This window comes from Thiomicrorhabdus indica, from assembly GCF_004293625.1.
In the GTDB taxonomy this organism is placed as follows: Bacteria; Pseudomonadota; Gammaproteobacteria; order Thiomicrospirales; family Thiomicrospiraceae; genus Thiomicrorhabdus; species Thiomicrorhabdus indica.
In genome coordinates this window covers 1,192,241-1,204,234 of record NZ_CP033040.1, presented here as the reverse complement: position 1 = coordinate 1,204,234, position 11,994 = coordinate 1,192,241, and the positions used below count along the sequence as shown (strand labels likewise).

Annotated in this window: 9 protein-coding genes; 3 read left to right on the top strand and 6 right to left on the bottom strand. The window is 41.1% G+C overall.

Features of this window, described 5'->3' with window-relative positions:
* Positions 1-281: 281 nt before the first annotated feature.
* Positions 282-3,026 carry a methyl-accepting chemotaxis protein gene (locus D9T12_RS05090; RefSeq protein ID WP_130537161.1) on the top strand — a complete coding sequence of 915 codons (2,745 nt, stop codon included), beginning with the start codon at positions 282-284 and terminating at the stop codon, positions 3,024-3,026.
* Positions 3,027-3,105: 79 nt separating this feature from the next.
* Here the strand turns inward: D9T12_RS05090 and D9T12_RS05085 are convergent, their stop codons facing one another.
* Together D9T12_RS05085 and D9T12_RS05080 are read right to left on the bottom strand one after the other, a co-directional pair.
* Positions 3,106-5,646: a YbcC family protein gene (locus D9T12_RS05085; RefSeq protein WP_240693243.1), complete on the bottom strand. Its 2,541-nt coding sequence runs from the start codon at positions 5,644-5,646 to the stop codon at positions 3,106-3,108.
* Positions 5,643-7,199, bottom strand: a complete 1,557-nt coding sequence (locus D9T12_RS05080; protein WP_130537159.1) for an NADH-quinone oxidoreductase subunit L — start codon at positions 7,197-7,199, stop codon at positions 5,643-5,645. The genes D9T12_RS05085 and D9T12_RS05080 overlap by 4 nt, the downstream gene beginning before the upstream one ends.
* 794 nt (positions 7,200-7,993) lie before the next feature.
* Here D9T12_RS05080 and D9T12_RS05075 point away from each other — a divergent pair.
* Together D9T12_RS05075 and cobO are read left to right on the top strand one after the other, a co-directional pair.
* A complete protein-coding gene (locus tag D9T12_RS05075; RefSeq protein WP_240693242.1) occupies positions 7,994-9,148 on the top strand; it encodes a mechanosensitive ion channel family protein in 1,155 nt (384 codons plus the stop codon).
* A gap of 114 nt (positions 9,149-9,262) precedes the next feature.
* The gene (cobO, locus tag D9T12_RS05070; protein WP_130538534.1) at positions 9,263-9,871 is read left to right on the top strand and encodes a cob(I)yrinic acid a,c-diamide adenosyltransferase; all 609 of its coding nucleotides are present in this window, start codon (positions 9,263-9,265) and stop codon (positions 9,869-9,871) included.
* 94 nt (positions 9,872-9,965) lie between these two features.
* Here the strand turns inward: cobO and D9T12_RS05065 are convergent, their stop codons facing one another.
* From D9T12_RS05065 to D9T12_RS05050, 4 genes are all read right to left on the bottom strand, one after another.
* The gene (locus D9T12_RS05065) at positions 9,966-10,241 is read right to left on the bottom strand and encodes a DUF3817 domain-containing protein (RefSeq protein ID WP_130537158.1); all 276 of its coding nucleotides are present in this window, start codon (positions 10,239-10,241) and stop codon (positions 9,966-9,968) included.
* Between the two features lie 519 nt (positions 10,242-10,760).
* Positions 10,761-10,961, bottom strand: a complete 201-nt coding sequence (locus tag D9T12_RS05060; protein WP_130537157.1) for a hypothetical protein — start codon at positions 10,959-10,961, stop codon at positions 10,761-10,763.
* A 31-nt stretch (positions 10,962-10,992) separates the two neighbouring features.
* Positions 10,993-11,772: a 3-deoxy-manno-octulosonate cytidylyltransferase gene (gene kdsB, locus D9T12_RS05055; RefSeq protein WP_130537156.1), complete on the bottom strand. Its 780-nt coding sequence runs from the start codon at positions 11,770-11,772 to the stop codon at positions 10,993-10,995.
* Positions 11,773-11,982, bottom strand: coding sequence for a Trm112 family protein (locus D9T12_RS05050; protein WP_130537155.1), 210 nt, complete (start codon positions 11,980-11,982; stop codon positions 11,773-11,775). It lies immediately after the preceding gene.
* Between the last annotated feature and the right edge of the window lie 12 nt (positions 11,983-11,994).

Sequence of the window (11,994 nt, the reverse complement as noted above, 5' to 3'; positions counted from 1 at the left end):
CCAACAATACATTTCTGGTAACCATTGACGGTCAATTTTTCAAGATATTTTAAGTGCTAAATAATTCTTTCTTATTTATGATTAAGAAACTTTCAATTGATTCAATAAACCCTTTTATAACAAATAGTTATCAAATATCTTTGTTTTAGAGTACTAAATCTAGCAATCAGCCGAATAAAAAAGTTTTTGTTATTAAGTATTTTAATAAACAATAACATTTACTTATGCACAAAAACACCTCTATTAATACCGGCAATAACTAAACTACATTGGGTGAATCCATGACATCAAAGCAAACTGTTAACCAGCAAGAGTATAAAGTTCCTCAAGGTGTAAATTTAATTTCAAAAACCGATACTTTTGGAACCATTATTGATTGCAATGATGCATTTGAACTCGCGAGTGGTTTTACTCGGGAACAACTTATCGGTTCAGCACATAATATTGTTCGTCACGCCGACGTTCCGAAAGCCATCTTCAAAGATATGTGGCAAACCCTACAATCAGGCCAACCTTGGAGCCAAGTCGTTAAAAACCGGCGAGCAGATGGCGGTTATTATTGGGTGAGAGCAAATGCCACACCTCTATTTAAAAACGGGGAAATCTCAGGATTTATGTCAGTTCGAACCGCTGTGACTGATGAGGAAATAACCACAACTGAGCAAGCTTACCGATCGATTGAGTCGCAACAAGTACAAATTTCTCATGGAGAAATTCATAGTGGAATACATTGGCAGAATATCAATCCAATGAACCGGCTGGAACCCAAATATAAAATTACCCTATTAGTCGCACTCTTCTACCTTTTCCCATATTTAATCATTGCCTATTACCATCAACATTCTCTTTCAGAGATGCTCTCAGCTTCGGTGTTCGCGCTAGGTACTGCTTGGCTGTTTGGGCATTATCAAACCAAACGAATCCTTCAGCGCTGCCAGAATCTAAAAAAGATTGCATCCAATGAACCTATTAAATTTGATTGGGCGCATCCTAAATCACTTGAAGGTCAAGTCCAAGGAGCAATGAAATCGGCGCAATTGATTCTAGATGCCCGTCAAGAAGAATCAGAATACCGCCTAGACCAAGCGAATCAAGCTCAAAGTGCTTTAGATCAAGTCAGTTCAAACATTATGATCGCCAATGAAAAACTGGAAATAACCTATCTGAACCAGCAAATGCAGAACTTTTTACATGAACGTATCGAGCATATTAAGCATGAACTTCCTGAGTTTAAATTTGATTCTTTGATCGGAACCAATATCGATATTTTCCACCAGCACCCCAAACAAACACGTGCTCGAATTGAAAAAATGACCGAACCCACGCACGCTGAGATTCAATTAGGTTCACTTTCCCTAAGCATCAATATCATTCCAATCAAAAATCGTAACAATCAAGTTCAAAATCTTGTTGTCGAATGGCAAGACTTAACTGCAGAAAGACAACTTCTAGAAAACGTCAACCACACAGTAACACTGGCACGAGAAGGCTTATTAGAAAACCGTATTGATTTGAGTAAAACGTCTGGAATTGCCATGCAACTCGGTCATACAATTAATGACCTACTCGACAACATTGAACGCCCAATCAACGAAACCATTGATATTGCCGTCAGCCTATCGGCCGGTAAGCTTGATGACAAAATCCAATCAAACTTTATGGGGCGCTTTCTCTTGCTGAAAGATAGCTTGAATGTCGCCGTTGAAAATCTCAGCTCCATGCTTTCACAAACCAAGCTCTCTTCGGATGAAATAGCAAAAGGAGCTCAAACCATTTACGAGACCAATCAAGACCTTGTTAAAACCAGTCAGCAACAGTCTAACGCACTTAATTCTGCGTCTGAAAACATGCGTTCCATGACACAAGAGATTGAACAAAATGCAAACAAGGCCTCTCAAGCCGCAGACTTAACAACCAATACAGCCAACATTGCTAAATCCGGCATGAATATTATGCAAAATGCCATTTCGTCAATGGAACAAATCCATGATTCAAGCCAGAAAATACACGACATTATTGGTCTAATTGACTCTATCGCTTTCCAAACAAATCTCTTGGCTCTAAATGCATCCGTCGAAGCCGCTCGTGCGGGTGAGCAAGGAAAAGGGTTTGCAGTCGTCGCGAGTGAAGTTCGATCATTAGCTCAGAAATCTGCTGAAGCCTCGCAACAAATTCGCGTTTTAATAGAAGATACGGTGCAAAAAATCGGCGAAGGCACTCAAAATGTCAAAGGTTCAGGCGATGCTCTGAATGAAATTGCCGAATCCGTCGAACAAGTGAAAGTGACCATTGAAGAATTGTCGCATTTTAGTTTTGAACAAAGCCAACAAATCCATTCCATGACGCAGGTGATCCAAGGCATTGATCGTGAAGTGCACAATACCACTCTTCGTCTGGATAACTCTACCAAGCTTGCCAGTTCGCTCAACAACATGTCCGTACAAATGAGTAATACCGTCAACCAATTTAAAATCGCACCTGAAATATTAAAAGCCACTCACCTGCCTGTTTCAAATCAGGTCGATTTTGCTGCTGCAAGACGCGCGCATCGCCAATGGCGTGTCAATGTTCGTGCTTACATCAATGATATCCCTGTCAATTTTGACAAAAACTCTGCTGACAATGGTCAAGTATGTGCATTGGGTAAATGGATTTATGGCATTGGCCGCGAATTTGAACATTTACCGGCTTACCAAAAGCTAGAAGTAGAGCACGCCAAAATGCATCAATTTATTGGCCAAGTCATTAAACTTAAAGATCAAGGTAAAATCGCTGAAGCGAATCGTGAAATGCTCAATTTAGAAAAAATGAGTGCTCAAGTAGTGGGATTAATCGATAACTTGGAACACGCGTTGATCTCACATCAAGAGACTGAACTGCGCCCCATTAAACACGATTTTGAAGAAAAACCTGAACAAACAAAAGCGACGATTAACCAAGTGATTGCGATTGATTCAAAGCAATCAAATACCTCTCATGATGAAGCACATTTATTACTTGGATGTGATTGCGATCATCATAAATAAAAAACAAAAAAATACCGGCCGGTATTCTTTTACCGGCCGGTAGCTTTATTCAAACATTTAAATCGAATTTCAATGCTGCTTATTGAACAGGCTTTTTCGCAGGCAACCACTGTCCTTGATAACAGCGCTCAATCGTACCTTTACGACCCCAACGGTACAGATACAACCAATCGTTATCTATGAGCTCACGAACTGCATCATGCTGTTCAATAACCGATTCAATAGCATCACGCGGTGCATCAATATACACATTTAATCGCAGAGGCTCATGAATCCAGTCTTCGCCATTGTGAAGTGATTGCATGGCTAAACCAATTCGCAAATCTCCACCATTTCCTTCAAAAACACCAATGCCACCTTCGACCACATTGTGCAGCACCTTATTACCGCTTCCGTAAATATGGTTATCACATGAAGACGCATAATATTGCAGGTTAATCCAATTTGCCACGACCATTGGAGCAGTCATAATCAAAGTTAACAAGCTTCTATCTTCATCTTCAAAATGGTCGTAATCATGCAAGAAAACTCGACCGTCAAAATCAACCCCTCGCGTTCTCCAGCGCGGAGCCACAATAAAAGCCGCATTTGCCGACAAACCCCATTCAGGACGAACTTGTGACCAATCTCGTGCGCGATATTTAATCGCTGAATGCAAGGCCTGACCGTCTAAGTGCGTTAAACCTAAACGTGTTGAACGCTCTTGACGACATAAATCAGAGGCCTGTTCAAACCAAACGCTCATTTGCTCATCCACCGCATCAGAGTAAAAACTGACATCATCAGTGGTTGTATTATGCATCGCAGCTATAAAACGCGTCTCTTTTGGAATCACAACACCTTGTTTCGCTAAACCATCTCGAACATCAAGCTCATTCAGTAATAACGCCAAAACGCGAACATTCACTTCACCAGTTTGGCCTCCACAGGCACCGCAATCCAGACCAGCTGCATGTGGATTGTTGCAAGAACTCGAACCATGCCCAACAAGCAAAACTTTCGGCGCAAGATTTTTATCCAACCCCATCGCATGCAAGATTTTTCCAGCCAGTTCGACTTTTTTCTCTAAACCTAACGGTTTGCCATTTTCAGTAATTTCAAAGTCATTCGTCAAAGGTAAATCATTAACTGGATGCTTATGACTTGCTGGAAACATACTGTTTTTCAACAACTTAAAGGCATACAATACACCCGTTGCTTCCACCATGCTAAAGGTTGCAGGAGGCGCATAACCCCACTCAGACCAACGCGCTTTTTTATTCAACTTATCTTTGGTTTTGGTCAGTTTCTCCTTCCCCGTTAATGGAGTCACCTTAATGGCTGAACGCAATAGCCCTGGCAACTGAGGACGAGAAACATCCGACCCCATTGGCTGAAACTCAATGGGTAACCCAAAAAATCCGGCAAAACCAAGCGTTTGAATACGAGGATGCTGAGCTTCTAAAGCACGACGATAAACCTCCGAGCGCACATCAATACAGAAGGCCGCTTGAATTAACGGGGTTTCTGTCAGTGGATTTTTCACATGTTTTTCCAACGGGAATTTTTGCGTTGGAATCTCTCCGTCGACTTCATCACTGCCCGGGTGTAAATTAATGCTCGCAAAACGAAGACGTTCATGCAAATGCGATTGATAGGCCATCTCCGCTGCACGTTGCCAAATCCAAGCTTTTTGTTGAGTCTCTTTGTGTGCTTCAATCAATTTCGGCAACATTGCCAATTGGGAGCGCCACATAACTTTCAACTCATTAAACACCGACCGGCCGGTTTCTTTTTGATGACGCCACAACACTAATTCCCAAGCAAAACGCATCGCTAAGAAATCCATCATTAAATGGTTTTCACAGTCATTTAATCGATCCTGCCAGCGTAAATACGCAACCCAAGAGGCCCAACCATTCACATCTAACAAAAGTGCATGTGCATAATCTGCCAGTTGGTTTTCCTGAATCCCCAATTCTGTAATTGCCTGTGCAATTAAATCTTCAGAGGACTCCGGCAAACCTTCAAATTGCTCGGTTAGGCCATCTTCCGCCATAAGGATTTCAATCCCCATATCGTGACGGGTAGTATCTAACCAAGCAGAATATAAACCTTCATAATGTTTGTCGTAACAGACATTCTGAGGTCGATCACGAAAATAATCGGCACAAAATTGTGAGATTTGATGAGTGATTTCATCACGCCAAGCCATTTTGTATTTTCGGTCACGCCCTGAGTCAACAAAATCACTGACATTATGCCAGTGCGTGTAATCATCATCTTCAATCAGATAACGCTCTAACTGAGCAACCGTAAGCTCATCATGGCCCAATTCTGCTTTTGCCTGTTCCAAGTGGTGAGGTTGAATGGTCTCTAGCCAAACATTTTGAAAATAGGTTTTTGGCATCAGGCAATGCGCCTGACTCAACGCCTCCAATTTTGCTGAGACGTCAGCAAAAGACTGTTGACGCATTTCCCACCAAGGGTTTACCGCAATCAATTCATCTAATGGCCAAGTCGGAGCAATACGTTCACTGGCTTCAGTTAATTTTTCGAGATGCGCCTCATTTAACACCGGAGCCAATGGCTGTGCCAATTGAGACAAATCATTTTTCGAATTCTCTTTTGCACTGATCACTTGAATAGCTCCTCTTTTGGAATTTTCAGATGTTTCGGTTTAAATCGAACGGGTAGTCTTGTTGGGTACAAACGTAAATTCAATCGCGTGACATATTCATCCAAATAGAAACCAGCATAGAAGGCACGCCAAGTTGCCGCCATAGCAGGATGATCTCTGTGATAACGCAATAAAATATAACCAATAAAGAACATCACAAATAAAAATGCCATCCACACATCCCCTGCCAAACCAACTGACGTTGCTTGAGGCTCAACAATAAAGTGAACGCCCATCTTTTGTAAGCTATAAGCCACCAACAATACCGCTGCAAGCGCAACCATTGATAACACCGAAGCGGAAGTTAAACGACCACGACGTTCAGCAATTAATAAAGTCAAAGCAATCGCTAATAAAATCCAAGGGCTATAAGGTGCCGGCAATGCAAAGGCCATAATCAAAGCTATCACCAAACCGGACGCTAAAATTGCCGCCATCCACCAGTCAAAACGACTTGGAGGAGTCGACTTCGCTAGGCGTTTTTTCATAGTTGCTTCTACTTCCGAACCGGAATTCAAAAACGCATAGGCTTTGTAACACGAGTGAGCAATCAAATGCAGTAACGCGAGTTCAAAAAGTCCCAAAGCACACTCAACCAACATCAACCCCATTTGCGACATGGTCGACCAGGCTAAACGCACTTTCACCGTAGCACGGGTCATCATGACTAAAGCCGCTAACACAGTGGTGAGTCCACCAATGATTAACAACAACCATTGAGCAGCGCTGGAAAGAATCAACAATGGTGCAAACACTATCATCAAGAATCCACCTAGGTTAATAATCCCTGCGTGTAACAAAGCTGAAACCGGTGTAGGCGCTTCCACCACTTGGATTAACCAACCATGAAGCGGTAATTGGGCACACTTAACCAGCGCCGCAACCGCTAAAAACAATGCTGCAAACTGGTCAGCATAAGACAGCCCTTGTGCTTGACTTAAATTGTCATAGATGTCAGAAATTAGCCAAGAATCATGTTGGAAATACAAAATCACTACGCCAGCCAATAAAAAGCCCTCTGCAATTCGCGCGAAAATATATTTCTTATGTGCGGCTAAAACCGCTCGTTGACGTTCTGGGTAAAAAATCAATAACTGATGCAACGCGACAGAAATACCTATCCAAGCGACTACCATCATCAACATGTGATTTGAAACGACCACCAACGTCACAAATCCAAGTGTAATGGATAGCCAACGAATGTAGCGTCGTTCCTCTTCTCCGTTGCCAGCCATATAAGATCGCGAGTAGCGAACGTTAATATAGGAAATAAAGCTGATTAAACTCAACATCACCAAACTGACAGGCTCATGTGTCACCCAATCAAAACCGTGGCCAAACTCCACCCATCCAGCAATGGCTAAAACACCCGATGAAATGCTAATAACCAATGCGGTAACTGCAACCCCCATTGTCAGTTGCCAATTCGCACGTCTCTCATGCGCCCAAGCACTGATAAAAAACATAGCCGGAATTGCTAACAGCAACAACGACCCAATCCATGCACTAGTCATAACGCCTTCTTCTCCTTTTCATTGTGTTCAACGGATTTCGGTTTAAGCATTGATAAAACCTTATCTTTGAAACTTTGAATTGTTATGGCAGGCGAACGCCATTAATTTAATTTGACTGAACTCTCCAAGGCAGAGCTCTTTGTCTTTGAACTTAATCCATCACTCAAAAATCAAGTGTTTTTCATTATAACCATGCAGGATGTTTCAAGCTTATTGAAGCTTTCTACAGAACCTATAGATAAATATCAATACAGACATTTATCATACAAAATAGGTTCTATTGAAAAATTCTATACGAGGCATAAACGAACTTTTTTACACTTTAAAAATCATACATTTAAAACATTAAGTCGCATTTCCGATAAATTCATTTGAAATGAGACGTTCAAGAATTTTACCGGCCGGTCAGAAATCCCACGGCCTCATGTGCTTAAAATTTAAGCACCATCGGTTCGATACACAATAAATTTTTTAATATCATTCACTTAGGTTTTTTTACCACAGGATTATCCTTAAGTTATCCACAGCATTTGTGAATGAATTCATTCAATCAATCTCTTCATAAAATTAAAAAAATAATATATTTATTCAACGAGTTAAGTAACAAATGTAAAATATTAATCAATTAAATACCACAAGCTCTGTGAAACTTTTATGACATGTCAAAATCAAGAAAATTCAACCGCAGTTTTCTGGGTCTTGATTAAGAATTTTTCAGTGAATTGATGACAATCGTTACAATAAGCGTCTTCTGCTTGAATGACATTAAATGTTAAATAACATAAAGGGAACCCATGCAATCTTCATCCAATCATCTTTGGCAAAAACTACAAGAGCTTTTTCATAGTGACTCTCTGTGGGTTGAGATCAGCATTATTATTGGGATTATGTTTATTGCGCTTCTAACCGCGCGTCTTATCATCAGCTATTTAAGTAGCCACCGATTTTCTCAAGATAAATCCCCTAGTGGCCACTTTATTGTGGAACAAATTCGCTTACCGATTTCGGTCTCTATTGTTCTATTTACGCTCGCGCACATTTTTACCCTAACAAACTTCAGTGACAGTCAACTTTTACTGACACATGATGTGTTTCGAAGCATCGATATTTTGGTATGGGGACAGTTTTTCTACCGAAGTTCACGCTTCTACCTAAAACGTTTAAGTGAGATTAATGCCCAAGGCTCGATCATCAAACCGCAAACCCTGCCTTTGCTAGAAAATATCTCCGCCGTCATCATTATTCTATTCATTGTCTACTTACTGTTTATCACTTGGGAAATCGATATGACAGCTTGGTTGGCATCAGCAGGAATTATTGGTATTGCCGTCGGTTTTGCCGCCAAAGATACAGTCGCCAACCTACTTTCCGGCGTCTTTATTCTTGCAGACTCGCCTTATAAGATTGGTGATTACATTGTGATTGATTCCGGTGAACGCGGAAAAGTCACTCATATTGGTTTACGCTCAACTCGAATCCTGACGCGTGATGACTTGGAAGTAAACATCCCTAACGCGATTATTGCCAACGGTAAAATTGTGAATGAAAGCGGTGGGCGGGATGTTAAATCACGAATCCGTGTACCGGTTGGAGTCGCTTATGGTTCAGACATTGATTTGGTATCAAAAGTTCTGGTTGAAGTTGCACAACAAGAACCAGAAGTCTGTAAAGATCCTGAGCCTCGTACTCGATTCCGCCAATTTGGCGCATCCAGCTTAGATTTTGAACTATTGATTTGGATTAATGATCCAGAGATTCGTGGCCGAGTAAAGCATAGTTTAAACTTCGCAATATACAAACGCTTTGCACAAGAAAATATTGAAATCCCATTCAGCCAACACGATGTTTATATCAAGTCTTTACCTGAAAACGTAGAACTAACACCTGAAGAAATCGCAAAGATTGCAGGTCTCGGAATTAACACTCCGCAGCCTCCAGTAGCAAAATAATGAATTGTTGGAATCTGGAAAACCTTCATGGCTACAGACCATTCCCCCAAAAAGATGATTAAAGGCCTTCTAATGACAAAAATGGAACATGAACATGAACCTGATACCGCAAACATGAGTGCTGAACAAAAGCGTGAACACTATCATAAGGTTCGAATGACACGCAAAAAAGCGCAAATTGATGCGGCGATTGAACGGGCTGATACCGAGAAAGGACTATTGTTGGTCATTACCGGAAATGGAAAAGGAAAATCGACCTCTGCATTTGGTATGGTCGGACGTGCACTCGGTCATGGGAAAAAAGTCGGTGTCTGCCAATTCATCAAAAGCCGAACCGATACGGGTGAAGAAGCGTTTTTTGGTCAGCAAGAAAATTGCGAATGGCATGTGCTCGGCGATGGATTTACTTGGGATACGCAAGATCGCAGCGGTGACATAGCCACTTCAGAGCGTGGTTGGGAAGTAGCGACAAAAATGCTCACCGACCCAAGTTATGATCTAGTGATTTTAGATGAGCTCACTTATCTACTCAGCTACGATTATTTAGATAAAGATACCGTTCTAAATACCTTATCTGAAAAACCAGAAATGCAACATGTCGTAGTGACGGGCCGCTCAGCTATTGCTGAATTGAGAGAATTAGCGGATACCGTGTCCGAAATTAAAGATGAAAAGCATGCTTATAAAAGTGGCATCAAGGCACAAAAAGGCATTGATTACTAATTGAATGTTTAGACGAAAAAAGCCAAGTCGAGATCAAGTGAAAGCTTGAGTGATTAGGAGAGTTTCGACTTGGCTTGGTTGTTTAGAATGTATCTTATTTGAGCACTTTTGCTTTATACACAAAGGTTCCGAAAGGAATCAATGAAGCAACAAAGCCGACAAATCCGCGGACCGCACTCAAATTACCCTTAATGACATGGAACAGCAAAATCAGATTAAAAAGGATAAATAAAGCACCGTGAATTGGGCCAATAATCGATACCGCTTCCGGCATATCCATCATTCGTTTCATTGGAACTGCGACAAACAACAGCAACAGCAGTGATGTCCCTTCCAGCATTGCCATAAAACGTAAAAAACCAAATTTCATTTGTAATACTCAACTATTCATTAAAAACGAGAAGTATTATCAATTACCGGCCGGTAAAAGACTAGATTTAATTCTTAACAAAAAGTGAAGATAATAAATTTATCTTAAATAATCATTAATAATTTTGATCAACAATGCTTAGACAGGATTTTCACTCTTTATAACACTGCGACCGGCCGGTATATTTTGAGAAAAGCGCAATCGCTACTACCACAAGTATTCAAACAACAAATCAGCTTAGGGTCTGTTGACAATTCAGACTTGACTCTGTTGCTGCATAAAAATGCAGCAATCACGACGCTCAGAGCGCAGTTTGGTTATTCCAAATAAGCGATGAGCAACAAAGAGTGCGACATTTTTAAGCGCAACCCGTAGGACTCAAGCCATTTTTGCCCCAGCAGTGTTAGAAATTCGCTCAAATAGAATAACTATTCCACGCTCTTTCTGCCTTGCTGGAACGAAAAATGGTTTGAGCAGAGCCTAATTATGAATTTTCAACAGACCCTAGTTATACAGAAATTATGCTGCTTCAAAAATCAGGTAATACACCAAATAGCCGCCATACATCACCACCATGACAATGCTCATAATCGTAATTGGCCGCAGCCCTTTTTGCTCGACCTTAATACCTTGCGCTTCAAGTTTTCTTTCTCGAAATTTATTCTTAATAAGCCAAAAAAAGAAATAAATTAAAATCAGCAGAGTGATGTATTTAAGCAATGTATCGCCTTTTTAAATCTAATAAATGCTTCTAGTGCGTCTTTGCAGCAAACAGCTCACGAACTTTTTCCAAATCTGCATGTGTGTCCACACCGACACCGGCTTCCATCAACGCCTGTTTAACGAGGATTTTTTCGTCGTGCCACAAAACTCGAAGTTGTTCGAGCTTTTCAACTTGCTCTAACTGACATTCTGGCCACTCGATGTATCGTTGTACAAACCCTGCACGATAAGCATACAGTCCAATGTGGCGATAATAGGAAAAGGATTCAGGTAAAGTATCAGGCAATGCACTTTGATAATCCATAAACGTATCTCGCGCCCAAGGCATCGGCGCACGGCTAAATGTGATCGCGCAATCATTCACATCTCGGCTAACTTTTACCACATTTGGATTAAACAAATCTTTCACAGAATCAATCGGCTCACACAATGTTGCCATTGGAATGTTTGGATTTTCTTCCAAGCCTTGCGCCACTTGATGAATCAATTCTGCTGGCATCATGGGTTCGTCGCCTTGCAAATTTACAATGATTTCTTCAGGTGAAAATACGCTTTTCTCAATTACCTCAGCAATGCGTTCCGTACCAGATTGATGATGATCTCCGGTTAAGCAGACTTCTGCACCAAACTCATGACAGATATCCGCAACTTTTTGCGATTCTGTGGCAATTAGCACTCGATGCGCCCCCGATTTACGGGCTTGCTGCCAAGTCCAATAAACCATAGGTTTGCCATGAATAATTGCCAAAGGCTTGCCAGGCAATCGACTTGATTCAAGACGTGCAGGAATAATGACGGCAAAGGACATTTATGCTCCCTGCCCTTTTTTCGCTCGATAACCTTCTGCTTCTTCCGAACTGAGTTCACGCGCTTCATCTTCCAATAAAATCGGAATGCCATCTCGCACTGGATAAGCAAGGTTTGCCGCTGTAGAAATAAGCTCCTGCGTATTTTTATCAAAATACAATTTAGTTTTACTCACTGGACAAACCAAAATTTCTAGTAAATCTGCATCCATTTATATTTCTCT